The sequence below is a fragment of the Ensifer sp. GW101-20A05 genome (assembly GCF_059424735.1).
On record NZ_JBWKZT010000019.1, the window covers coordinates 87,960 to 112,272 of the forward strand.

Below are 24,313 nucleotides of genomic sequence, written 5' to 3' on the forward strand. Positions count from 1 at the left end.
CGTCCGGCGAGCGAGCGCTTCAGGAGGAACTGATGTCGATGCGCGCCGAGCTGCGCGACACTATCGAGCACCTCGAGACCGCCAAACGAGGAGCTGAAGGCTTCAAACGAGGAAGCGATCTCGATGAACGAGGAACTTCAGTCCACCAACGAGGAGCTCGAAACCTCCAAGGAAGAGTTGCAGTCCTTCAACGAGGAACTGAATACCGTCAACAGCCAGCTCCAGCACAAGATCGTGGAACTGGAGCGCACCACCAACGATTTGAACAACCTGCTGGCGGGCTCGGAGACGGCAACGCTGTTTCTCGACGACGAATTGGCGATTACTTGGTTTGCGCCGGCGATGAAGGAGCTCTTCAATCTCGTGAGTTCCGACATCGGGCGGCCAATTACCCACTTCGCGCGGAAGTTCTCGGACGAAAACCTGCTGTCCGACGCGAAGACGGTGTTGAAAAAGCTCACGACCATCGAGGCCGAGGTTCGTGGTGACACCGGACGCTGGTACCTCAGGCGCATGCTCCCCTACCGCACGCGCGACAACCACATCGCCGGCGTGGTGATCACCTTCAGCGACATCACCGCGCGACGCAAGGCAGCCCAGGCCGTCGACGAGGCGCGGCGCTATGCCGAAGCGATCGTCAGGACGGTAAGGCAGCCCTTGATCGTCCTCGACGCCGAACAGCGCGTGGTCTCGGCCAATCCCGCCTTTTACGAACTGTTCAGGGTTTTGCCGAAAGACACCGACGGCAGGCTGCTCTATGCGCTCGGCAATGGGCAATGGGACATTCCGGCCCTGCGGACGCTCCTCGAGGAAGTGCTATCGAAGGATAAATCGGTAACCGACTACGAGGTCGAGCACGAATTTCGCGACCTCGGCCGGCGCAGCATGATGCTGAACGCCCGCCAACTCTCTGAAGGCGACGGCCGCGACGCGCTGATCCTGCTGGCCATCGAGGACATTACCGAACGCAGGGAGGCGGATGGTACGATTCGCGCCAGCGAGCAGCGCCTGAGGGATCTTGTCGGGTCGCTGCCGGGCGCGGTCTACACCACCGACGCCGCGGGCCGGCTCACCTCCTACAATCCGGCTGCTGCCGAATTGTGGGGCCGCACTCCGGAGCTGGGCACGGATGAATGGTGCGGATCCTGGCGCTTGTATCGACCGGACGGCGCGCCCTTGTCGCATGACGAGTGCCCCATGGCGGTCGCACTGAGGGAGAAGAGGCCGATACACGGTGCCGAAGCGGTGGCCGAGCGACCCGACGGCGTGCGCGTGCCTTTCCTGGCTTATCCGACGCCCTTGCGCGATGCTTCGGGCAAGGTCACCGGGGGCGTGAACATGCTGGTAGATATCACCGAGCGCAAGCAGGCCGAGGCGGTGGCGCAACGCCTCGCCGCGATCGTCGAATCATCGGACGATGCGATCACCAGCAAGTCCCTCGACGGCATCGTCAAAAGTTGGAACAGCGGAGCGGCCCGGCTGTTCGGCTATGCTGCCGATGAAGTTGTCGGCCGATCGATCATGACCCTGGTGCCCCCGGACCGCCACGACGAGGAGTTGGATATCCTGGAGCGCGTCCGAAGGGGCGAACACATTCAGCACTACGAGACGCTGCGCCAGCGGAAGGACGGGAGCGAGGTCTGGGTGTCGCTGACCATATCGCCGCTGAAGGATGCCGCAGGCATTGTCATCGGTGCCTCCACGATCGCGCGGGACATGACCGAGCGCCAGCGCGCCGACGAACACCGCAAAACGCTGATGGGGGAACTCAACCACCGCGTCAAGAACACGATGGCCGTTATTCAATCCATCGCGGCCCAGACGCTTGGCCACGCATCGACGCTAGAACAAGCCCGCGAGGCTTTCGGGTCGCGGCTGATCAATCTGTCCAAGGCGCACGACGTGCTGACGCGAGAGAGCTGGCAAAGCGCGGACCTGCGCGAAATCGTCGCCGATACCGTCGGGCCCCATGCCGGGGGAGAAAACCGCTTCGAGATCGAAGGGCCGAGGATCCGACTGTCGCCGAGTGCCGCGTTGGCGTTTGCCATGGCACTGCACGAGCTCAGCACAAATGCTGCGAAATACGGCGCGCTCACCTCGGAAAACGGTCACGTCCTGATCGCATGGCAACTCGAGGGCAACGGGGCCGAGCGGCAGCTCGTTCTGCGTTGGCAGGAGAGCGGCGGACCTCCGGTTGTTCAGCCAACACGCAAGGGTTTTGGCTCGCTCCTGATCGAACGGGCGCTGGCGTCGGAACTTCGAGGAGAGGTGCGCGTTGGGTACAAGTCCTCCGGCCTTGAGTGCACCATCGTTGCACCAATATCCGCTGGCGAAGAGTTGTTGGGAGGGCGAAGTGGCCCGAGCGGAGGCGAGGCGGATCCTGATCGTGGAGGATGAAGTTCTCGTCGCGCTAAACCTTGAGGACCTTCTCACAGGAATGGGACATTGTGTGGTGGCCTGCGCCACCCGACTCGACAAAGCAGTGCAACTCGCCACTCGCGCAGATATCGATTTTGCGTTTCTCGACATCAACCTGGGCGGCGAAACGTCCTTTTCCGCCGCCGCAATCTTGCGCCGGCGCAACATCCCGTTTGTCTTTGCCACCGGCTACGGCACAGATGGCCTTTCGGATGAATTTCGCGACACGCCCACGTTGCAGAAGCCCTATGAACCCCGAGAATTGAGGCGGGCACTTACGGAAGCTTGCGCGGGTGTGGCTGACTGACGTCGGCAATGCTATCGACACGCCTCTACGACGGATGATTGATCGGAAGTGCTCAATCATTGCGAGCGTCTGCCTTGCGCATGATCGCATGAGGTTCGGGGTCGACAGCGCGGCTGACCGCCACGAACGCGGCAATATCCAACCGGCGCTTCCCAAACTCAGACTTGGAGATGAACGTTTGCGGTTGCCCAACGCCCTGCCCAAGCTCGACTTGAGTGATGTTCGCGCGTTTCGGGTTGGAAGCCTTGGAGCCGAATTGATGCGATAACTGCCATCACATCCGAAGCCGGCTCGCCGTAGAAAGCCCCAAGTACAGGCCTATGCCGAATCCGAGCAAGCCGGCGGTACTTACAATTGCCGTTGCCGTACCGGGATTGTCGCGCGCGGCCCCTATCGCCCCTTGTCCCTGCTTGCGGACCGTTTGGACTGCGCTCCTGGCGAGTTCTGATGCCTCCTCGGTCGCTGAGCTGACTCGCGCACTGAAAGCTTGCCTCACCTCTTCGACCTGGGAACGCAAGTCGGCGATCTGATCTTCGATCGATTGCTGTGTATTACTAGCCATTATCCACCTGTTGGTTTGCAAACGCAAAATCGCTGGATGGCAGGTTTGTTCCCATCACAAATTCATTGTCCTGATCTTGGGTGTTTGCCGGGATGCCACGACATGGCAAAAACCGATGGGAGATTTATGGCATCAACCAGCGGAACGCCGGCGAGAAAGTCCGGTTAATGCCTGCGGCAACTAGGAGCTCTTCTACGAAGAGCATCCCGGATCAAACGGGGCAAGCTAAGGTGGGACCCAACCACCGATGATCGCCAATATCTCACCGGTGATGCAGCTGGAGCATGGGAGAGCCAAAAAAGACGTAGGCAGGAGTAATCTCCTCGGGCTGGGCTGGACGTTTCATCGGCACGTTGGCACCGAACTTCGATACATCCTGCGCCTCCTTGTCGCTGGGGCGGACCCGGCCCGCCCGCGTTCACCCGAATACCCTTTCGGTCGCTTTGCCAGAGACACGGGGAGGGATGCGGGTGCGGCTAGCGCATCAGTCCCGCCGCACGCAGCGCGTCCTCGATGGTCCGCCGAATGCCGTCCGTCGGTCCTGCTTGACGCGGGCTGTCACCATTGCTGCTTGAGATGGGCGCAGGGACGTCAATGTTGGCGCCATGCGACGCGTGGTTCAAAGCCGGTGCTAAAATTCCGAATGACCGCGCAATTTCCTCGGTCGACGAAATGCCAACGTCGAGCATATATGGCCCCGCCCGCCCGTAACCGCTTTTGACGTCGATTGGCGTGCCGTGGCCCATGCCCTTGACGCGATAGAGCTGAAGGCGTTCCGTCCCGTCAGCATCGACCCAGACCAGGCGTTCAAGCCGTGACCTTGGTTGGTCTGCCCGAGGGGACGCTCTTGTCTGGTGAATGCCCTGCCATTGCTCGACAATCGCGTCTGCGTTGGCGGAGTTGACGGTAGTGTCTTGGGTTCCCTGCCAGACCGATATTGAAGGCCAGGGACCCTTTGATTTGGACGCAGATCGAAGCAGGTTTTGAAGCGACTTTCCGTCGGGCATACCGTGCGCCCGCATACGGTCGAACGCCTGGGGTATCGTGTATGCAGTTCCATAGGGAAGGCCCGCTATGATTGCCCCGCCGGCAAAGACTTCGGGATAGGTCGCCAGCATCACATTCGCCATAGCGCCGCCTGCCGACAGGCCGGTGATATAGACCCGGCTGGCATCGATGCCGTAGCGCGCTTCGGCGGTCACGATCATCTGGTAGATTGAAAGGGCCTCGCCTCGGCCGCGCGCGATATCGTTCGGCTGGAACCAATTGAAGCAGAGATTGGCGTTGTTGCTGCGGGTCTGCTGAGGAAACAAAACGACAAAGCCGTGATCGTCGGCCAATTTGCTCCATCCAGATCCAGTATCATATGTCGCCGCCGTCTGGGTGCAGCCGTGCAACACCACGACAAGCGCCGGCCGCGGAACCACCGTGGATGGCACGTGAACTCTTGCCTCAAGCTCGCCGGGGTTCGATCCAAAGGCTTCGAATGGAGCCAGGAGGCTTTCACCCCGAGGGGCAGCTTGATTTGTGCGGAACTGCTTGAGCAAGGCGAGGGTGTTGGCCAGCGAGCGCATGACAAAATCTCCAGGCCGTAACGGCCAGGATGGCGATCATAGCGGCCTCAGGTAGCTTCAGGAATATATTGCTGCACTGCACAAGATAATGCTGCGGCGCAATGTTTCAATGGGAGATGCTTAAACTTGCAGGTGGCGACCCGGAACGGGGTGCTCAGAAAATGCATCAACCAAGCCAACGGTTGCTAAATGTGAGGGTGGCAACCGAGATCGGTTTCCCCTGCTCACCACCGAGACCGAAATCTCGGTACGATAGCCATCCTGCAGTTCGTCGCGTGCGTCGCACGATCTATTGTGAGGCACAGAGGTTTCCGTATTGATCACATAAGAAGCTCTCGTTGTTGGTTTCGGTTAAAGCTTGACCGCTGTCTCTCGGCCCCAGAGCCGGAGCTCGCGACAGGCCTGAATGAATGAATGAACTGCTTTCGGATCGCTGAGTGCAATCACTCCCTCGTCCAGTTCCGGGTCGACGCCTACGTGTTTCAGGAGCGGAAGCGCCTGGGGCGAGAATGCTATGAACTTGCAGTGGGCGAAGGCGTCGGAAACGAAATCGTGAGCCGCGGCTTCTTTTGTCAGCCGCTCAGCGCCGTTCTCGGAAAGGATCAGTGCTATTGCGTCGAAGAGGACGGACGGTCCGCCGTCGACCATGTGTTTGCCCTCTATCCAGCTGCCATCCGCTGCTTCTACGCCCCCAACCTTCGGTGCGACCACCTCCATGACGGCGCCCTCCTTTTCGATCGCCGACTGCAGTTTCTTAAGAAGTGCCGCGTCTGCGCCGGCAGTGACCAGCACGCCCACTTTCCGCCCGGCGAAGCTCTTGGGCCCGTTCCCAATGATACTGAGGGCCGGAGATGCCGGCAGGTCGTCGCGAGGCGGCACTGCCGCATCGGCAGGCTTAGGAAGCTTCTTGATACCAAGCTTGCCCGCGACCGTCGTGCCGAGCGTTTCATCGATATTGAGGAGATGGGCGACCATACGCTCGCGTATTACCGGATTCTCGCATTTGCTCAGCTCGAACGTAAGCGCCGTCACAATATGGCGTTGTTCCGTTGCGGTCTGACTGATGAAGAACTGCCGCGCTTGGCTATAATGGTCGGCGAAGCTTTGGGGACGGAGCCGGGCCTTCTGGCCTTCCTCTAACTTCGCGAATGTCGGGAATCCCTGTTGTGGACTTTCTCGCGGGCCCTCGCCCCACGAGTTCGGCTGGTAATTGACCCGTCCCACGGGATTGCGCGTGGCCATGTGGCCGTCCTGCTGGAAATGGTGGAACGGACACTTCGGCGCGTTGATCGGGATATGAGTAAAGTTCGGGCCGCCGAGACGCTTAAGCTGCGTGTCGAGGTAGGAAAAGTTGCGGCCCTGGAGCAGCGGGTCGTTTGAGAAGTCTATGCCGGGCGGTACGTTTTGTGTCATGAACGCCACCTGCTCGGTCTCGGCAAAGAAATTGTCGGGCATCCGGTCGAGCACTAGCCGGCCGACTGGTAGCGGCTCAACAATCTCCTCGGGGATGATCTTGGTCGGATCGAGCACGTCGAAGTCGAAGTTATCGGCAAAATTCTGGTCGAACAGCTGAAGGTTCAACTCCCATTCTGGGAAATCGCCGGAGCGGATCGCATTCCATAAGTCGCGTCGATGGAAATCCGGATCAGCCCCATTGATCTTGACCGCTTCATTCCAGACGACCGACTGCATGCCGAGTTTCGGCTTCCAAATGAACTTGACGAAGGTTGACTCGTCCTTCGCGTTGACCAGCCGGAAGGTATGAACCCCAAACCCCTGCATGAAACGGAAGGAACGGGGGATGGCGCGGTCCGACATCACCCACATGATCATGTGCATTGATTCCGGCGTCAGCGAAATGAAATCCCAGAAATTGTCATGGGCCGATTGCGCCTGCGGAAAGGCGCGGTCAGGCTCTGGCTTCACCGAGTGGATGACGTCGGGAAATTTGATTGCATCCTGAATGAAAAAGACTGGGATATTGTTGCCGACGAGGTCCCAGTTGCCTTCCTTCGTATAGAATTTAACTGCAAAGCCGCGCACGTCGCGCGCGAGATCGAACGAGCCTTTGGATCCTGCGACCGTCGAAAATCGCACAAAGACCGGCGTCTTCTCTCCGGCGCGTTGGAAGATGTCGGCGCGGGTGTGAGCCGCTAGCGATTCATAGGTCTCGAAGTATCCGTGGGCGCCGTAACCGCGCGCATGCACGACGCGCTCGGGAATGCGTTCGTGATCGAAATGGAAAATCTTCTCGCGGAAATGAAAATCCTCGATAAGCGCCGGTCCGCGCTCGCCGATTTTTAACGTATTCTGGTCATCGGAAACCGGTCCGCCCTGCGCTGTCGTCAGGACCTCCGCGTCGCCATCGGCGAACTGATGGAGTTCGCCGCCGTTTCCGCGTGCGAGCTTTTGATCATGGATCGTCGCGGGCTTGCCCGATGATTGCCTGGCAGATCTGGCCATCTCCATATTCCTTGAGAATGAGTGAAACGAATTCTGGACGTTCTCCCCAATCCCCAGAGAACGTGTAAGTTCCGAGCAGCCGTGCGTGTTGCGGCCGGCGCGACCTATTTCGCCCCCTACGCGGGTTAGATGGCGCGGGCAGACGATGTCTTTTCCGAACGAGGCCCGCCAGAAGGCCGGCGAGGGAGTCGCCACAGGCCACGAAGCAAGTTCTGGACGCGAAGGCGTGCGGAAGGTCCATCGGTACCGCTTTCTGTGTTTGTGGATTGCCGCCGTATCGCGATAGCCTTGGATCAAAACGACGCTGGTGATCACAATCGCTGCGACCGACAGCGCATAGGTGATGACTTGTGTGAAACCGAACGGCACCAGGTCGGTGCTGCCAGCCATCGACAGGCCGGTTAAGAGCGTTGGCACGCCGCCTCATGTGTCAGGGGCATGACCGCGCAAGTCATGGAACTGGAATGTGGATAGTTGGGGTATATCGCTGCCCTCGCCGGCATTTGCGGCTGGAGAGCCCTTCGCCCGAATCTCCTGGATTTCCGTGGCGAGATGATCGAGGTATTCGAGCGCTTCGTGAGTGGTGATCAAAGACGTCATACTGTCGTCCGTGCCGGCACGTGTCAGATCGTTTCTAGCTTTCTCCACGAGGTCATGGATGAACCGGTTTGGATCATCGCATTGGTCGGCAGCCCACCGCAACAATTCGCATAGCAATCTTTCGTTAACGCGCATTGCCGTAACGGCCTGGCTCAACATGAGGTTAATTTTCTGTACCTTCTCATCTTTGATCCTGCGGGCCATCGGAATTCTTCCTGATCTACTTCTGCGCCTGCCTGCTGCCGTTCCAAAGTCCAACGGCGAGGCGAATGCATTTGTTCCGCACCAGATTGCTGCTTGAGCGGCGAAGCTGGTGCCCCCTTCTGCATGGCGGCAGAGCGCCAGGGCGTGTTCCCTAAGTTGCAATAGAATAGCCCCACCTCCGCTTGAACCTCGGAGTTCTACCTTGATCCGAAGGATTTTGGATCATTGGCGAGCCAAACGCGCATGTTCCTCGAAGAGAAATGGCCCCGACGGGGCGTCGGGGCCAACGAGGCTGCATCATGGCATTGATGGGCTCCTACGCGGGGAAAGGGATTACCCCATGAAGCCCGGCTGGATCCTTGGGGGAGGATCATCGCCGGTCCTCAAACCACAGTCTCTAAAAGTGGTTCCCATGCGGAAAAAGAAACGGCCCCGTCCGGGGAGAGCGGGGCCTCGGCACGGAGTAGTGCCAATGGGCTCCATTCTGGGCATAGTGGATGGAGCCTCAGCCTAGATCCGGGGGGTAGTGGATCGTAGGCACGCAATGAACGCGCATCGTCAAAAAAGGTTCCGGATGTGGCGTCTAGGCCGGCGGCGGGCTGGATCCCATCTTCGCTCGAAGCGAGGCGGGGTCGCAAACGTCTTGATACAGTTGGATCAGCCGCGACGCGAGAAACTGCGCATCCTCGCAATCAGCCGGAAGTCTGTATTCTCTGAGAACCTCATCAAACACGGCCTGCAACTTTTCAAGGTCGCCAGGAAGCAGCATTCGAGAGTAGGCTGATAGCATTTTAACCCTCCAAGTTAGGGCGAGCGGCCAAACTCGCTCGCTAAGCCGTCCAGGCGGGACACTGAAGGATTGTACCTTTTTGGGTTAATCGCGCGAATCAAAGATCAATAGGCCCGGCTGCTAATTGCCGGCGGCTTGCGCCGTTGCTGGTGCCCGGCGCACCAGTCTAGGGGCCAGGGCATGAAAAGAAATGGCCCGCCGGGGTGACGAGGCCAGAGGCTACCTTCGGACTTCACTCGGGGGATTTGGTGAAGTCTGCCATGATCGCGAGCGGGGGTGGGACCACGACACGCCAAAAACGCACCTCCGACGCAAAGGTTCCTGCTGGCAGGGAGTGGACCGGCCCACAAGGACGACGATGGGGCCAAGCGAGTGCCTCGATGGACTTCGTTAGAGGAAAACGTACCGCTCTCGGAACGGCCACCGTCCCGGAATGTTCTCGTCTGGGACTGAAGTCCCATGGAAGAACCTGTTCCGCCGCGCCTAGGTTTGGGGATGCTCTCGATCCTCGACCCGATCGATCGAGGCGCCTCTGGCCCCCACTGTTGTCATCAGTGTCCCCGCTCGGTGTGGGGCCTATCGAGGTCGGATGCTCGCAGTTCGACCGGCTAGCGAAAGCCGGGCGCTGGTGTTTTTGCAAACCCACGGCCCGTCCACCGTCCCGAGCCTCAGGACTCGTCCCCGAAGTTCGAAGGACGGAGACATCCGCAGCGCACACGCCATCATCTTGCCGCTTTGCCGATAGTGTCGGCCATATGGGCTCCACGAAGGCCCATGGGAAGCGGCCTGCCGGTAGTTGAGTCCTTTGCGGTTTGATGCTCAAGTTCAGCATTGAGCTCCGCACCCACGATCAGCAGGGTCACTGACAACCAGAGCCATATGAGGAACCCGACAAGGCCGCCCAACGCACCGTAACTGGCTGCGTAGTCAGCAAGGTTGTTGAGATACCAGGCATAGCCCAGAGACATCACAATCCACGCGGATGTTGCGAAGACCGATCCCCACGTCAACCAGCGGAGTTTCGCCGGCTGGCGACTGGGACCGACACGATACACCACCGCCGCTCCCGTCAATGCGGCGACGACCACAAGGGACCAGCCAGCCAGGAGGACCACGGTTTCGTTCGTTGGATCAAGGAACGCAACTCGAAGTAGTGTGGATAGCACGGCGGTGATGACTATCATCAGGATGAGGGCGATCATGGCGCAGAGCGTAAAGACGATGGCAATGAGGTTGAGTCTGACAAATCCTCGCTTTTCGACTTCCTGGTACGCAACATTCATTGCGTCGAACAGCGCGAGCGTACCGTTTCGGGCACTCCAAAGGGCAACGGCGAAGCCGATGAAAAAAGCAAGGCTCAAGGTCGCGTCACGTATCTGCACGAGTGCGCGAACCTGGGTGGCGAGAATGTCGAAGGCCCCCGGGGGGAGGACGTAAGCGAGCGTTCTCAAGTGCTCCGCAATATCGACGGGATCGGCGAGCAGTCCGTAAAGGGCCACGATCGCGCCCAATGCTGGAAACAGCGCAAGAAGCAGATAAAACGTGACTCCAGCCGCGACGAGCGCGACCCGGTCACCGGACACTTCGTGTACGACGCGCCAAAGCACGTCATAGAGCCCCTTTCGAGGGATGTCCTCGGGAACATCGGCGCTGCGGCCGCGACTTTGGTCTGTATCTTCACTCAGAGGATAGAGAGGCTCGTCCTGCCTGGCGCGCAGAGTTCGCCCGTTTGATCGGTTGAGGCAAAGTGCGATCACCGCGATCGCACAAATGCTGACGGCGATTTGACGATCGGTAAATTTCAGGACCATCGAAGGTTCCTCTCGCTTTTCCTTTCTAATGCGCGCCACGCGAAGTGGATGCGGCGAAAACGTCGTGGCCAGTGCCGTCGGACCCCAAGGGCTCAGCGAGGCCGCGCGAGCGCGGTCCAGAGGTACCCCACGACGCCAGCCACAACGATTGCCGGAACGATGTGGCGTCTGAGCTTGTTTTCTACCGCTTGGACGACGACGTTCGCCTCAAGCACGGCCAGCCTCGAGGTTCCGGCCGCGATGGCTGCGAGTTCCGTGCTAAGCCGGATCACGTCTGTTCGCAAAGCCTCTAGCTGCGCCTCTCGAGTAGGATAGTAGGATCGGACGTCAGCGCTGCCTGATGTCGCACGATCACTCTCGTCGCTTGGCGTGTCGGCCAACTGCGATGCTTGGACAACGCTTTCATCATGTGTCTGATCCGTCATGGCCTGGCCCTCCTCTGGTTCCATTCAACCGAGGAGGATAACCGTTGTTCCACCATCGCGCTCCTGAGCCGCACCGAGCGCGCCGAAACCTGATGCTTTTGAGAGCCACTTTGACCTCGAAAGACCGGACGAGAGAACCCGTCGTTGCTGGCGGAGCCTGGCCGAACGCCCTCTTGGATCGCTTGCGTCGACCTAGTTCTTCTTCTTGGCGCGAGCCGCGGCCTTTGTCGTGAGCCGAAAATCGGCCATTTCCTGCGCCGTCAAATAATAGAGATGATCCGGAGGGGTTTCCAAAGCGTGGAACCAAAGGTTGGCAGAAATACCCATCGCGTCGAGATGGCGCGCGATCCGGGCAGTGGCGGACTGGGCTGCCGACATGGCTTCCTGTAGCGTCGGCCGATCATTGCTGTCGCTGAAGAGCTGATGCACGCCGACGACCGCGTCGGATTCCGCAAGGCGCTCGACTCCGCCTGACAGGATAATCGGGCATGAGGATGCGCACAGTGCTCTCGATGCCACTTTGGTGTTCAGCCGCTTTTCTCGGATCAGCCTGGAGATCGCCAATGCGTCGTCTACCGAGCCCCCCGGCGAGTTGAGCTCTACGGTTTTGATATATTCGCCGCGTTGTTCGACCTCGCGAGCAAATCGCAAGGCTGCGCCTAGGTCGAGCGTTCCTTCAGCAAGCAAGGAGCCCCCTGGACCAAGATTGAACGTCATGGGCTTGGCTAGATCTTCGATTGGGCTTGCCGGGTTTACCGTAGGCCGGTCCGGATCCGCCTTGGTTCCGGCAGGTGGTAAGAAGGGCATCGGGTGGGATGGATCGAAGGTTGGCAGCTGTCTCTTCGTTGCGATTTCGCGAACATCGATAAGGAGAAAGACCGTCGTCAACGCCAATAGCAGCAGGAAGGCCCCCCGCATTAAGGCGCCATCGTCCAGGCGGCTCAGCATCCTGATCGGTTCATCGATCCTCATTCGATCGATCCTTCGGACGTGTTCGTGGATCGAGACTGGTGATGTTGTTTGGTTCCTCTAGCCCTTTCTCCGGTTCCGGCTCCGCAACGGCCTGTTCGAGGTTTACCCCGTTATTCGTCAAGGCATGCCGCACTTCCAAAGCCTGCAAGAGTTCGGCCGCCGTGATGCGCTCCGCAAACGGCATGCTTTCCTCCTGTTTGCGGATTGCGCCATGGACGACGGCCAGAATGAAGACCAAGACGCCGGGCAGGAGATCGATGGAGACGGCGCCTGCCCAGGCGGGAATGAAGTCGGCGGCGTAGCGCAACACCGCTTCTGCAGATGACAATGGCACGAACCGGTGTTCCTTAACCGGTGTGCGCGCAAGGATCTCGTCGGCAGCCTCAGAAAGCACCTTCGACTGAGCCGCCACTGAAGCGCGCACGGTTGCCATTACTCTGTCCTGACGGTCGACAAGGTCTGCATCACCACCGTCAGCAACCGGAGCAATAAAGCCGAGAGAAAGATCGTCGGCCGCGCGACGGATCGAAGGTGCGATGGACGTCTGCCCGAGCGAGGCTATGACGCCTGTGAGCGCTACGACTTCCGAGGAGAATTGATCGGCGCGCGGCTCGATTGCACCGGGCGCCGAGACCAGGGTGCGCATAGCCTCCAGCCGCTTTTGTCCTTGATTGAACAAGGTCGTCACCTGCTCGCGTGAGGCGTTGATCCCGCTTTCGAGATCTTTCATCTGTGCTGACATTTGAGACAGCAGCTGCACGACGCTTCCTGAACCTGTTGTGCCGGTGAGGGCGCCCGATTGCCGTTCAGATTGAGCAAGCTGAGCAAACCGTTCGGATGCGCGCTGGATGTCGGGCAAAAGGCTTTGGGCGGCCAGCGCGTTCTGGTGGGCCTGGTCAAGGTCTGCCGTATAGTCTTCAACGGTTTCTGCAAGATGCTGCTCGAGCGCGGCAGAACCCGCGAGCGCCGCCGCATTCAGCCAGCTAGACATAGCCAGGATCATGGCCGCGCCAAGCGCCATGACGCCGAGCATGGAGGCGCGGCCCCTATGGGTGGTGATATGCGGATAGAAGCGGGCCATATAGGACCAAAAGGCGTAGATTCCGACCGAGACAGAAGCCGAGTAGATGACCGCAGCAAAGAACACCGCAGTCGGCGAGCCATCCAGGATGCTGCGTACACCGAGGTATGTGTAGACGCCTGAGGCAAGGGCAAGAACTGCTACGGCAAACCGCGTCATCGTCTCGACGGCAGCGACCCCGTCGTGCAAACGTTGGGATGCGCCGGTCGCCATGGTCAGCTCTCCGCAAAAGGAATGTATTCCTTAAAAGAGTATGAAGAAACGGGCGGAATAAAGGCCGGATTCTTCGCCGTGACGTCGGGGTTCGCATCAGACCATGAAGAATTGGATGCAGATCTCCTGTCCAAAAACAGGTTAGCAATGCGCGCGAACATTGGGTGAGGCGGTTATGGCCAAGCAGGAAGGGATCCTCGGCCGAAATTCAATCTGTCCAGGCGTACACAACAAACAACGCCAACCCGATCAAGATCAGGCCGAGGCCGAGCGCGTTTCTGGGCAAGCCGAGAAAGCGCAAACCCTGCCCTTTGGGTTCAAGTGTCGGCTTTGTGTCCTGTGGATCGCTGAGAGGGCGTCGGCTAAGCGCCGCCCATGCCATACATACGACGCCAAATGTCACACACGTGGCTGCTATCAGGACCGTTATCGACATGTGTGTCGCCTCCCATCGGACTACTCGATCCCGACCGTCCGCCGTTGTTGGAGACTAGTCACCAGCAACGGGTGGCAGGAAGACAGCTTGCGGGGCGCCATCTCCCAGGAGCGCTCCGCCCACGGCCAAATAAACCAGAACAGCACAAAGCCCGAACAGGATGAGCCAAACAGGAAACATCCCGGATGCTCGTTCTTCAGGTGAACCATAGTCGTTTCGTCGCCACATCGCTCTTCCCATTCGTACTGAAGAAGAACGAGGCTGCCAGCGACATGTTCCACGATGCGCAGCGCGCCTTGGAACCAGGAAAACTCGCGAGGCACTCGTCCAGACCCTCTTTCTTCACCGAGATGGCTCGCCACGGGAACAAGGTTTCCAGTAGCTGAGTAACCGGGGCAGAGCGGCTATGTGGTGCAACGAACTCCAATGCCAGGTCTCGATGACTTGGAACCCGACTTTCCTGCTTGTCGGTGCGATGCGGTTTTCGTGCGCAAATTGGCGTTGTCAGGTCAATGGCTTGTTGCCGTGGGGTCCCGAGCGCGCATGGTAGTGGGCAGCAACCGCTGACGTTGCCATGCCAGCCTCCAAACACGCACCGATGAAGGCATCTCGGGCGACCGCTGCTGGAACGGAGCGATTCAACGCACAGCGGCACGTTATCATGGCTCGTTCATAGCCTTGTCCGTGCCGTATCGGCCATTCATGTTCCAGAAAATCCAGCGCGTCGTAGACCGATGCGAAAATGCGGTTCGATCCTGACTGCAAACGAACAGATAACGGGACCGCCCAAGGTATCTCAGGAAGGCGCATAATGTCCTCCTTCCGCAGGTTAACGGATTGAAAAATTAACATAAATTAGAAATGAAATTATATAGCGACAAGCCCCATCCTTCAACGTTGATACAGTAGTCATCTCGGGGGACAGGCCTAGTACATTCGCCGTACGGATTGCGAGAACGCGGTGAGGGAACCTAGTGCCGGCCTCCGGCCATGGGCTATCGCGAGATGTCCGCGGCGGACTACGGAAGGACGATGGAGCTTGTCTGATCGCTGCCGCGCAAACCGCCTCCGGATGCAGGTAAGCAGCGATCAAGGAATACTCGGCGCTTTTGTGGCGGGCACCGAGTGTCACGAGATCCGGGGTCGTCATTTGAGCAGGTTGATATATTAGCAAAACCGTACCGGAATTGCCGAAAGCGACCTTCCTTGCGGGGACCTTTGTTCGTATCTGAGTGCATCGGCTCGGCCGATGGACTTTTTCTTCCCCGCGTTCAGAGAGCCATCTGGGTGCGAACGTTGCCCCGCCTTCCCCGGCGGGGCTTTCTTTTCAATTTCCGCTTGGCGATTGTCGGAGCGCGAAGATCTCCGCGTCGGTCGGCAGCGCCAAGGCGCGAGGAACCTGATCAACCGCGAGGCGTGAAAAAGCATGAGAAAGCTGGTCGCAGGGAAGCTCCATGGCATTTATGTCACCGAGGCGAACCTCAACTATCATGGGTCGATAACTCTTGACCCGGACCACTGTGAGGAGGCCGGCATCTTGCCGATGGAGTTCGTCGAGATCTGGAACAAGAATTCCGGCGCGCGCATCTCCACTTACGTCATCCTCGGTGAGCGCGGATCCAGGTGCTGCATCCTCAATGGTGCGGCCGCAAGGACCTGCCAGCCCGGCGACCAGATCATCATATGCAACTCGGTCTACCTCGACGAAAGCCGGCTTACTTCCTTAAAGCCGAAAGTGCTGACCTTCGACGAGAACAACCACGTGCAGGATCGCCTCTGCTACTCGGTGGGGGTCGATGCATCGAGCAAATACACCTTCGAAATCCTCGGCGAGGCTGAGACGGCGTTGCCCATACCGCTCATGGTGTCCGGTAGCTGATGGTTCGCTGAGAGTCCGCAAGCATGTCAGGCCCCGTGGTCTCTGGCGCGGCCGGCCTTTTGCGTCTTCCTCAAAGCGCTAATGAGAACTGCGGCGCGCTTTCGAGTTTGGCTGGTTCAAGCGACGACAGGGTCACGCCCAGCAACCGGATGCCTTTCGGAGCAGGGAAGAGCGGAGACAACAGCATCGTCATGACCGCGGCAAGCTCGGCGGCACTCGCGATCGGTGCTGCAGTTGTCTTGCTTCGCGTGATCTGCGTGAAATCCGCCCACTTTACCTTGAGCGTAGCGGTCTTGGCGCGAATGCCGCTCGCCTCGCAATAGCGCCAGACCTTTTCGATCAGCGGTTCGAGACCGGCTCGCGCGGTTTCAAAATCGTGGACGTCCACTAAGAACGTGTCTTCCGCACCGATGGACTTGCGCACCCGGTCGGCCTTCACCTGGCGCTCGTCGATACCGCGGGCGATCCAGTAGAAGTAAGGCCCTGATTTTCCGAAGTGTTGCTGCAGGAAGGCGATATCGTGAGCCTTCAGATCGGCGCCCGTTTCGATGCCGAGCTTGTGCATGCGCTCGGCGGTTGCCGGGCCGACGCCATGGAATTTCTTGACGGGCAGCGCCTCGACGAAAGCCGGACCGTTCTTCGGGGTGATGACGAAGAGGCCGTCCGGCTTCCTCTGGTCGGAAGCCATCTTGGCAAGGAACTTGTTGTAGGAAACGCCGGCCGAAGCGGTCAAGCCTGTCCTTGCCCTGATCTTTGCGCGGATCTCCTCGGCGATCTCGGTCGCAACCTCCATTCCCTTGAGGTTCTCGGTAACATCCAGATAGGCCTCGTCGAGCGAGAGCGGTTCGATCAATGGTGTGTATTCGGCAAAGATCGCGTGGATCTGCTGTGAGACTGCGCGGTAAGCATCGAACCGCGGCCTCACGAAAACCAGATCCGGGCATTTCCGCTTGGCGGTGACGGACGGCATGGCCGAATGGACGCCGTACTTGCGCGCCTCATAGCTCGCGGCTGCCACCACGCCGCGGGCCTCGCCAAAGCCGACGGCGATCGGAAGCCCGCGAAGCTCGGGATTGTCCCGCTGCTCCACCGAGGCGTAGAAGGCATCCATATCGACATGGATGATCTTGCGCGGCTGCCTGAAAGTATCTGTCACGGTTGGCTCACAGCAATAGTTCCTCGCCCGGCGATGGCGCAGGCGGCTCGACGACAACAAGCATGTTGCCCGGAAGCGGCCGCTGCAGGTGCTTCACCTCATCCCAGGATCCGGTGAGCCACAGGTCGACCTCTTCAGGTGTGGTCAGGATCACCGGCATGGCCTTTTGATGGATCGGCGCGACGATCTCGTTCGGGGATGTGGTGAGGAAGCCGAAAAGCTCATATTCGCGCTCACCATAGCGCACGCGCCTGACACCCTTCCACGGTGTCCAGAAGCCGGCGAAGAACATCAGCGGCCGCTCTTTGTTGCCGGCAAACCAGGCGTTCGGGATTTTCCCGCCGGGAACTAAGCTTGCCGGATCCGGCTCGGCAAAGGAGGTGAAGGGTACGACGCAGCGACTGGTCGGCCCGAGCCAGCGTCTCCAGTGCGGAGAGGTGACGTTTCGGATGTTGGTGACGCCTGGATCGTAGTTCTTCACGAAAGCCGGCGGCGAGGGCATGCCCCAGGTGACACGCGTGATCTCGCGTTGACCGTCGTCGCCGATGCGAACAACCGGCGCCTGGTAGCCGGGATAAACGTCATAGGATGGCTGGTTCCAGCCGGCCTTGTCGCGGAAGGCTTTGGTGAATGCGATCACGGCATCGCGTGTCGTCGTGATGTTGTAGAGATTGCACACGGGCTCTGATCCTCCGCTTTTCTCATCGTCCTTCATACCAGCGCCCGCGCGCCTCTGTCGCCGTTCCCGGCGGCCGACGCATCCGTCTGCGCGAGGCCGCGTCTCCGTGCGGATCGCAATCAACAGGCTCTTTTCTGAACTTCGTTGACTCGCAACCCAAATAGGAACAAATAGAGAACATATCAACAGGAAGCGCTAATGCATAGCCCTGAGGAGTTGTTCCTTCCAAAATGTCCCGTCCAGTCGACAATATCGTCGTCTCAGCACTTCGCGAGCGCATCCAGCGCCTCGAGGGCACGAGCGGCCGTGGACGGCAGGTCCTGCCGTTTGGTGTCGTCGAGATTGATCGGCGCTTGCCGGGCGGCGGGCTCACACTCGGTTCGTTGCATGAGGTCGCCGGCGGCGGCAACGGTGCAATCGACGGCGCTGCAGCCGCCCTCTTTTCGGCGGGCATTGCCGCCCGCTCGAAGGGCAAGGTGCTCTGGTGCGTGACGCGGCCGGATCTCTTCGCGCCGGCGCTGGCTCAAGTAGGTCTTTCGCCGAGCCGCGTCATCTATGTGGAGGCCGGCGACGAAAAGGCGCTTCTCGCCTGCATGGAAGAAGGGCTTCGCCACGGCGGACTTGGGGCCGTCGTCGGCGAACTCGCCCGCCTTTCGATGACCTCTTCACGCCGCTTGCAGCTTGCGGCCGAAAGCTCAGGCACGATGGGTATCGCGATCCGCCGCTGGCGACGACAGGCCGAGGCTTCGGATTTCGGGCAGCCGACGGCATCGGTCACGCGCTGGCGGGTGTCCGTCCTGCCGTCGGCCCCCTTGCCGGTTCCAGGCGTCGGCCGCGCGCGTTGGCTGGTCGAACTTATCCGCTGCCGCGCCGGCGAAAGTGCAGATTTCGAAGTGGAGGCCCCAGATGCCAAGGGTCGTATCGCTCTTCCTCCCGAGCTGGTCCACGGATCGCCTGAGGCGCAAGCTCGGCGACGCAGCGCCACCGGCTGAAACGCCTCTCGTCCTCGTCGGTCGCGAAAAACGCCGGCGCGTGGTGCTCTCGGCGAATGCTGCGGCGATAGCCGCTAACCTGAGGCCGGGCATGGCTGCCACGAAGGCCCAGGCGCTCGTCACAAATCTTGTCGTCATGGACGCCGATCCGGCGGCTGATGCAGAAGCGCTCGAACGCCTGGCGCTCTGGGCGCTGCAGCGCTACGCGCCGATCGTCGCTGCCGACCCGCCCGACGGCTTGGTGATCGACACGACCGGTGCCGATCACCTGCATGGCGGCGAAGACCTGATGCTTTCGGGCATGGTCAACCGATTCTTCGGATCCGGCATCGAAGCACGGGCTGCCGTTGCCGATACGTTGGGGGGCGGCCCATGCCGGCGCCCGGTTTCTCGCTCATCCGACGCTTGTCATCGCGCCGTGCGCGCAGGAGGACATCATCCAGAACCTACCGATCGCAGCGCTGCGCCTCGATCCGGCAATCGTTCATGGCCTTCGCGTGCTTGGCTTCAACACGATCGGCGAGGTGGCCGGCGTGCCGCGGGCGCCGCTTGCTCTCCGATTTGGACCCGAGCTTGGCCGTCGTCTCGACCAGGCCCTGGGAAAGACTGTCGAACCGATCGACCCGGTGCGCACGCCCGATCTCATCGAGGTTCGCCGCTCCTTTGGTGAACCAATTGCGGCTGCCGAGACCATCGCGCGCTATACAGCCAAGCTGGTGCTCATGCTCTGTCGGGTACTGGAAGAAAAGGGTCTTGGCGCGCGTCGCGTCGATCTTCTCTTCCATCGCGTCGACAACACCTACCAGGCGATCCGCGCAGGTACCGCGACCCCTGTTCGCGACGCCAAGCGCTTGACGCGGCTTATTACCGATCGGATCGAAACGATCGACCCTGGCTTCGGGATCGAGATCATGTCGCTGACGGCAACCCAGGCCGAACCGCTTGTGGCGAGCCAGATCATCTCTTCGCTGGTCGATGAGCCGGACGCCGATGTTTCCGGCCTGATCGACATCTTGGGAAACCGTATCGGCGCACGTCGGCTCTATCGCTTTGCACCGGTTGCAAGCGACGTGCCCGAGCGCTCCATCAACCGCATCGCGCCGATGGCGCCGGACGAAGGCCAGACCTGGCCCGGCCATTGGCCAAGGCCGGTGCGCCTGCTTGTCCATCCCGAACCGATCGAGACGATGGCGCTGCTTCCCGATCATCCGCCGGTCAGCTTCACCTGGCGCGGCGTGCGCCGGCGGGTGAGACGCGCCGATGGGCCGGAGCGCGTCTTCGGCGAGTGGTGGAAACGTGACGCCGAGCTCGTCGCCGTGCGCGACTATTTCCAGGTCGAGGACGACGCCGGCGAGCGCTACTGGATATATCGCGCAGGCGACGGCGAACACAGCGAGACCGGCAGCCACCAATGGTTCCTGCACGGGATCTTCGGATGACGACGCCGCGCTATGCCGAGCTGCAGGCTACCTCCCATTTCTCATTCCTGCGCGGTGCTTCCTCCTGTGAAGAGCTGTTTCAATGCGCAGCAGCGCTCGGCATCGAGGCGCTGGCGGTGGCCGACCGCAACAGTCTTGCCGGCATCGTGCGCGCCCATCAGGCGGCCAAGGATGCTGGCGTTCGGCTGGTCGTCGGCTGCCGCCTCGATCTTGAAGGCGACCTCTCGGTGCTCGTCTATCCGACAGACCGGCCGGCCTATGCGCGACTTTGCCGGCTGCTGTCGCTCGGCAAGAAGCGCGGCGGCAAGGCGAAATGCCGGCTCGACTGGTCCGATCTCGTTGCCTATGGCGAAGGACTGATCGCCGTCCTCATTCCCGATGCTGCTGATGAGGACTGCGCGTTGCGCCTACGGCGTCTGAAGGAAGCGTTTGGCGATCGTTCTTACTTGGCGCTGACGCTGCGCCGCCGGCCGAACGACCAGTTGCGGCTTCACCAGCTTTCCAACATGGCGATTTCGATCGGGGTGCCGACGGTCGTCACCAATGATGCGCTGTTTCATGTGCCCGAGCGCCGCATCCTGCAGGATGTCGTCACCTGCATTCGACACAACATCACAATCGACGAGGCCGGTTTCCGCCGCGAGCGGCACGCCGACCGCTACCTGAAGCCGCCCGAAGAAATGGCGCGCCTCTTTGCGCGCTACCCCGAAGCCCTGGGCCGCACCATCGAGATCATGGAGCGGTGCCGCTTTTCGCTCGACGAGCTCGCCTATCAATATCCGGAGGAGCGATCCAACCCGGAGCTGACGGCGCAACAGACGCTGGCGCAACTCACCTGGGAGGGCGCTGCCTGGCGCTATCCCGAAGGGTTGCCGGCCAAGGTCCGAAAGAACCTCGAGCACGAACTTCGACTAATCGAGAAGCTTCAATATGCGCCCTACTTCCTGACGGTGAACGCGATCGTACGTTTTGCCCGTTCAAGAGACATTCTCTGCCAGGGCAGGGGATCGGCTGCCAATTCGTCCATCTGCTATGTGCTTGGTATTACTTCGATCGACCCTGACATAAACGACCTTCTCTTCGAGCGCTTTGTTTCCGAGGAGCGGCGCGAGCCGCCTGACATCGACGTCGACTTCGAGCACGAGCGCCGCGAGATCGTGATGCAATGGGTGTTCGAGACCTATGGCCGCGATCACGCGGCCCTTTGCTCGACGGTTATCCGCTACCGGTCGAAGGGCGCCATTCGGGATGTCGGCAAGGCGCTTGGGCTGCCTGAGGACATGACGAAGATGCTGTCGTCACAGGTCTGGGGCTGGGGCGAGGACGTCGGCGAGAAACATGCCGAGGAGCTCAATCTCAATCTTTCTGACCGGCGATTGCGCCTGACGCTGGACCTGGCACGGCAGCTGATGGGAGCACCTCGCCACCTGTCGCAGCATCCGGGCGGCTTCGTTTTGACCCATGACCGCCTCGACGAACTCGTCCCGATCGAGCCGGCCGCCATGGCCGACCGTCAGGTCATCGAATGGGACAAGGACGATATCGATATCCTCAAGTTCATGAAGGTCGATTGCCTGGCGCTCGGCATGCTCTCCTGCATGAAGCGCGGCTTTGATCTTCTCGCCCTGCACAAGGGCATCAATCTCGATCTCGCGAGCATCCCGGCCGAAGACCCGCGCACCTACGCGATGATCAGGCGTGCCGACACGCTCGGCACCTTCCAGATCGAGAGCCGCGCGCAGATGTCGATGCTGCCGAGGATCAAGCCGCGCACCTTCTATGACCTCGTTATCGAGGTGGCGATCGTGCGGCCCGGCCCGATCCAGGGCGACATGGTGCATCCCTATCTTCGTCGGCGCGAGGGAAAAGAGGCGGTTGTCTATCCGAAGCCGGAACTGGAGCAGGTTCTTGGCAAGACGCTCGGCGTGCCGCTCTTCCAGGAACAGGCGATGCGGGTCGCGATCGAGTGCGCCGGCTTCAAGCCCGGAGAAGCCGATCAGCTCAGGCGCGCCATGGCGACCTTCAAGCATACAGGTGGTGTCTCGAAGTTCGGCGAGAAGCTTGTCCGGGGCATGGTCGCAAACGGCTATGAACCGGACTTTGCCGTGAAGACCTTCAAGCAGCTCGAAGGGTTCGGAAGCTACGGCTTTCCTGAAAGCCACGCCGCCTCCTTTGCGCTGATTGCCTATGCTTCTTCCTGGCTGAAATGCTGGCATCCGGACGTATTCTGTGCGGCTCTCCTCAATGCTCAGCCGATGGGATTTTACGCCCCGGCCCAGATCGTGCGGGATGCGCGCGACCACAGTGTCGAAGTCCGCCCGGTTTGTGTGAACGCCAGCCGCTGGGATTGCACGCTCGAGGCAACGGCCGATGAAAGCCGTCTTGCCGTTCGTCTCGGCTTTCGCATGATCAAGGGGCTCGCGAACACCGATGCTGCGGCAATAGTTGCCGCGCGCGAGGAACGATCTTTCGAGAGCGTCGACGATCTCTGGCGCCGGGCAGGCGTGCCGGCTGCCTCGCTCGTCGAGCTTGCCGAAGCCGACGCCTTCCAACCTTCGCTGGGGCTTGCGCGGCGCGAGGCGCTATGGGCGATCAAGGCATTGCGCGACGAGCCGCTGCCGCTCTTTGCCGCCGCTTCGGCCCGTGAAAGCCGGACTGTCGCCGAACTCGATGAACCCTTTGTGGCGCTGAGGCCCATGACTTCGGGTGCGGAGGTGGTGGAGGACTATGGGCATGTCGGGCTGACGCTGCGCAACCATCCGCTCTCGTTCCTGCGCGCTGATCTTTCGAAACGTCGCATCATCACCTGCCGCGACGCGATGCTGACGCGCGACGGAAAATGGTTGGAAGCCGCGGGCTTGGTGCTCGTCCGCCAGCGGCCGGGCTCGGCCAAGGGTGTGATGTTCATCACCATCGAGGATGAGACCGGCATTGCCAACCTCGTCATCTGGGCAAAGACCTTCGAGAAGTATCGCCGCGTGGTGCTTGGTGCAGGCATGCTCGGCGTCTATGGCCGTATCCAGCGGGAAGGCGAGGTGGTGCATCTCGTCGCCCATCGGCTGACCGATCTATCCGCAGAGCTTGCCAGCGTCGGCGATCGGGATGCCGGCTTTCCGCTTCCGCATGGGCGAGGTGACGAGTTTCATCATGGGGCGCCGACGCCCGATCCGCGCGGGCTGCCGAAAGGGCCGCGGCCTCGCGACATCGTGGATCCCTATCTGCATCTCGATGCGATCAAGGTGAAGACGCGGGACTTTCGGTGAGGGGAAAGTTGACCCTTCGCAGGACGACGACTCGTATCCTTTCAAGTCGGGCGAAACGCGGCCGCGTCAGTCGAGGCCGACAATCTTCGCTGGCGCGAAGGTTTGGAAAGTTTTCATACCGGAAATCATGCCGGATTTGAAAAGAGGTGTGCCGACAGCGCCCTTCAGCATTCCCTCTCTTTCTTGATGTAGGTGAACGCAACACACCGGTCATTGTCGATGCAGGCCAGTAGGCACTGCAAAGGCGTTGCGTTCAAAATATACGCACGGACCCCCAGATCGCCTTCAGGTAGATCGAACCGCGCCTTCTTCGGATCGATCAGCCCTTGGCAGCCCTCGATGTAGGCCTCCACGGCTGCTAACTTCTGCTTCTCCGAATCCTTCATATCAACTCAAAAAGTGGCATCCAACTTTTTGGGGTCAGTTCAACTATCCGGCTCCAGACCGTGCGCTTCTGCGCGCTCATTACGCCAAGCTTGCGCTATTTGCGCGCGGCGGCTTCTTGGAGTCTCGAGCGGTCATGTTCGGCGCACATCGCGAGATGTTCTCGTTTCATGCGTCCGAAGTCGCAGAATGTCGGGAACGAGGGGCAGAGAGGCCGCAAGCGCAGCCTCTCACTGTTGATGGTCAGTTTAGGGTGAAATCCTACCGCCACCGGACTTGGTCTTGACCATCCACGGCAGAACCGCGGGAGCTTTCGCGAGTATGCCCTTCTTCTTCGCGAAGGAGCGGAATGCGTCTCGCGCCACCCGAACGGGCTTGTGCCCGTCATGGGCCAGATAGCACGTCTTCAGGGTCGCGTCGTGGATGATGTCGCGATCTCCTTTGGACCACTCTCAAGGAAATCGATCGCGTCGTCGAGATTGGTGATTTCGAGGACCAGATCCTTCCTTTCACGCAGGTAAACTGGCCGGTCAAACATCTTCGTGTGCATTTCTACCTCACTGAATTCGCGGGTTTTCAACAAGGAAGTGGAGTTGCCCCATAAAAACCGGACAGGATCAGGTTTCTGTTTGACGGTTTAAGAACTCGCGCGGTGATCGATATCC

General features: G+C 60.3%; 17 protein-coding genes and 3 pseudogenes. 6 read left to right on the forward strand and 14 right to left on the reverse strand.

Annotated features, from left to right (window positions below):
• The first annotated feature begins 123 nt into the window (after positions 1-123).
• Both AC070A_RS30305 and AC070A_RS30310 read left to right on the forward strand, forming a co-directional pair.
• The gene (locus AC070A_RS30305) at positions 124-2,397 is read left to right on the forward strand and encodes a PAS domain S-box protein (RefSeq protein ID WP_492383660.1); all 2,274 of its coding nucleotides are present in this window, start codon (positions 124-126) and stop codon (positions 2,395-2,397) included.
• Positions 2,387-2,725 carry a response regulator gene (locus AC070A_RS30310; RefSeq protein ID WP_309140547.1) on the forward strand — a complete coding sequence of 113 codons (339 nt, stop codon included), beginning with the start codon at positions 2,387-2,389 and terminating at the stop codon, positions 2,723-2,725. Before AC070A_RS30305 ends, AC070A_RS30310 begins: the two co-directional genes overlap by 11 nt.
• Positions 2,726-3,512: 787 nt before the next feature.
• On the opposite strand, the pseudogene AC070A_RS30315 reads toward AC070A_RS30310, so the two are convergent.
• The 10 genes and pseudogenes from AC070A_RS30315 to AC070A_RS30360 form a co-directional block, all read right to left on the reverse strand.
• Positions 3,513-3,721: pseudogene (locus tag AC070A_RS30315) on the reverse strand (SDR family oxidoreductase); the annotation flags it as partial.
• Between the two features lie 42 nt (positions 3,722-3,763).
• Positions 3,764-4,861, reverse strand: coding sequence for an extracellular catalytic domain type 1 short-chain-length polyhydroxyalkanoate depolymerase (locus AC070A_RS30320; protein WP_113737911.1), 1,098 nt, complete (start codon positions 4,859-4,861; stop codon positions 3,764-3,766).
• A 351-nt stretch (positions 4,862-5,212) separates the two neighbouring features.
• Positions 5,213-7,324: a catalase gene (gene katE / locus AC070A_RS30325; RefSeq protein WP_113737922.1), complete on the reverse strand. Its 2,112-nt coding sequence runs from the start codon at positions 7,322-7,324 to the stop codon at positions 5,213-5,215.
• A gap of 423 nt (positions 7,325-7,747) precedes the next feature.
• A complete protein-coding gene (locus AC070A_RS30330) occupies positions 7,748-8,128 on the reverse strand; it encodes a hypothetical protein (RefSeq protein ID WP_113737912.1) in 381 nt (126 codons plus the stop codon).
• A 1,512-nt stretch (positions 8,129-9,640) separates the two neighbouring features.
• Complete coding sequence (locus AC070A_RS30335) at positions 9,641-10,729, reverse strand: YihY/virulence factor BrkB family protein (RefSeq protein WP_113737913.1); 1,089 nt, start codon at positions 10,727-10,729, stop codon at positions 9,641-9,643.
• 92 nt (positions 10,730-10,821) lie between these two features.
• A complete protein-coding gene (locus AC070A_RS30340) occupies positions 10,822-11,154 on the reverse strand; it encodes a hypothetical protein (RefSeq protein WP_162728089.1) in 333 nt (110 codons plus the stop codon).
• Positions 11,155-11,346: 192 nt separating this feature from the next.
• Positions 11,347-12,126, reverse strand: coding sequence for a COG3904 family protein (locus AC070A_RS30345; protein WP_113737914.1), 780 nt, complete (start codon positions 12,124-12,126; stop codon positions 11,347-11,349).
• The gene (locus tag AC070A_RS30350) at positions 12,113-13,420 is read right to left on the reverse strand and encodes a hypothetical protein (protein ID WP_057250082.1); all 1,308 of its coding nucleotides are present in this window, start codon (positions 13,418-13,420) and stop codon (positions 12,113-12,115) included. Before AC070A_RS30350 ends, AC070A_RS30345 begins: the two co-directional genes overlap by 14 nt.
• A gap of 456 nt (positions 13,421-13,876) precedes the next feature.
• A complete protein-coding gene (locus AC070A_RS30355) occupies positions 13,877-14,218 on the reverse strand; it encodes a hypothetical protein (RefSeq protein WP_156414627.1) in 342 nt (113 codons plus the stop codon).
• A gap of 142 nt (positions 14,219-14,360) precedes the next feature.
• A complete protein-coding gene (locus AC070A_RS30360; protein WP_082615807.1) occupies positions 14,361-14,666 on the reverse strand; it encodes a DUF982 domain-containing protein in 306 nt (101 codons plus the stop codon).
• Positions 14,667-15,282: 616 nt separating this feature from the next.
• Here AC070A_RS30360 and panD point away from each other — a divergent pair.
• Positions 15,283-15,735 carry an aspartate 1-decarboxylase gene (gene panD, locus AC070A_RS30365; protein WP_113737916.1) on the forward strand — a complete coding sequence of 151 codons (453 nt, stop codon included), beginning with the start codon at positions 15,283-15,285 and terminating at the stop codon, positions 15,733-15,735.
• A gap of 70 nt (positions 15,736-15,805) precedes the next feature.
• On the opposite strand, the gene dinB is transcribed toward panD, so the two are convergent.
• Complete coding sequence (dinB, locus tag AC070A_RS30370; RefSeq protein ID WP_309140595.1) at positions 15,806-16,891, reverse strand: DNA polymerase IV; 1,086 nt, start codon at positions 16,889-16,891, stop codon at positions 15,806-15,808.
• A gap of 7 nt (positions 16,892-16,898) precedes the next feature.
• The gene (locus tag AC070A_RS30375; RefSeq protein ID WP_113737917.1) at positions 16,899-17,570 is read right to left on the reverse strand and encodes an SOS response-associated peptidase; all 672 of its coding nucleotides are present in this window, start codon (positions 17,568-17,570) and stop codon (positions 16,899-16,901) included.
• A 230-nt stretch (positions 17,571-17,800) separates the two neighbouring features.
• Here AC070A_RS30375 and AC070A_RS30380 point away from each other — a divergent pair, with 230 nt between their 5' ends.
• From AC070A_RS30380 to AC070A_RS30390, 3 genes and pseudogenes are all read left to right on the forward strand, one after another.
• A complete protein-coding gene (locus AC070A_RS30380; protein WP_057250094.1) occupies positions 17,801-18,562 on the forward strand; it encodes an ImuA family protein in 762 nt (253 codons plus the stop codon).
• A pseudogene (locus AC070A_RS30385) lies at positions 18,477-20,001 on the forward strand (Y-family DNA polymerase). Before AC070A_RS30380 ends, AC070A_RS30385 begins: the two are co-directional and overlap by 86 nt.
• The gene (locus AC070A_RS30390) at positions 19,998-23,264 is read left to right on the forward strand and encodes an error-prone DNA polymerase (protein WP_425989137.1); all 3,267 of its coding nucleotides are present in this window, start codon (positions 19,998-20,000) and stop codon (positions 23,262-23,264) included. Before AC070A_RS30385 ends, AC070A_RS30390 begins: the two are co-directional and overlap by 4 nt.
• A 164-nt stretch (positions 23,265-23,428) precedes the next feature.
• On the opposite strand, the gene AC070A_RS30395 is transcribed toward AC070A_RS30390, so the two are convergent.
• Both AC070A_RS30395 and AC070A_RS30400 read right to left on the reverse strand, forming a co-directional pair.
• A complete protein-coding gene (locus AC070A_RS30395) occupies positions 23,429-23,650 on the reverse strand; it encodes a PAN domain-containing protein (protein WP_425989140.1) in 222 nt (73 codons plus the stop codon).
• Positions 23,651-23,896: 246 nt separating this feature from the next.
• Positions 23,897-24,198, reverse strand: a pseudogene (locus tag AC070A_RS30400) (DUF982 domain-containing protein).
• Positions 24,199-24,313 lie beyond the last annotated feature (115 nt).

Coding starts and splice junctions, on each gene's coding strand:
- katE (WP_113737922.1), bottom strand. CDS start 7,324: ATGGCCAGATCTGCCAGGCAATCATCGGGCAAGCCCGCGACGATCCAT.
- AC070A_RS30360 (WP_082615807.1), bottom strand. CDS start 14,666: ATGCGCCTTCCTGAGATACCTTGGGCGGTCCCGTTATCTGTTCGTTTG.
- AC070A_RS30380 (WP_057250094.1), top strand. CDS start 17,801: ATGTCCCGTCCAGTCGACAATATCGTCGTCTCAGCACTTCGCGAGCGC.
- AC070A_RS30350 (WP_057250082.1), bottom strand. CDS start 13,420: ATGGCGACCGGCGCATCCCAACGTTTGCACGACGGGGTCGCTGCCGTC.
- AC070A_RS30395 (WP_425989140.1), bottom strand. CDS start 23,650: ATGAAGGATTCGGAGAAGCAGAAGTTAGCAGCCGTGGAGGCCTACATC.
- AC070A_RS30390 (WP_425989137.1), top strand. CDS start 19,998: ATGACGACGCCGCGCTATGCCGAGCTGCAGGCTACCTCCCATTTCTCA.
- AC070A_RS30345 (WP_113737914.1), bottom strand. CDS start 12,126: ATGAGGATCGATGAACCGATCAGGATGCTGAGCCGCCTGGACGATGGC.
- AC070A_RS30305 (WP_492383660.1), top strand. CDS start 124: ATGAACGAGGAACTTCAGTCCACCAACGAGGAGCTCGAAACCTCCAAG.
- AC070A_RS30320 (WP_113737911.1), bottom strand. CDS start 4,861: ATGCGCTCGCTGGCCAACACCCTCGCCTTGCTCAAGCAGTTCCGCACA.
- AC070A_RS30330 (WP_113737912.1), bottom strand. CDS start 8,128: ATGGCCCGCAGGATCAAAGATGAGAAGGTACAGAAAATTAACCTCATG.
- AC070A_RS30340 (WP_162728089.1), bottom strand. CDS start 11,154: ATGACGGATCAGACACATGATGAAAGCGTTGTCCAAGCATCGCAGTTG.
- panD (WP_113737916.1), top strand. CDS start 15,283: ATGAGAAAGCTGGTCGCAGGGAAGCTCCATGGCATTTATGTCACCGAG.
- AC070A_RS30335 (WP_113737913.1), bottom strand. CDS start 10,729: ATGGTCCTGAAATTTACCGATCGTCAAATCGCCGTCAGCATTTGTGCG.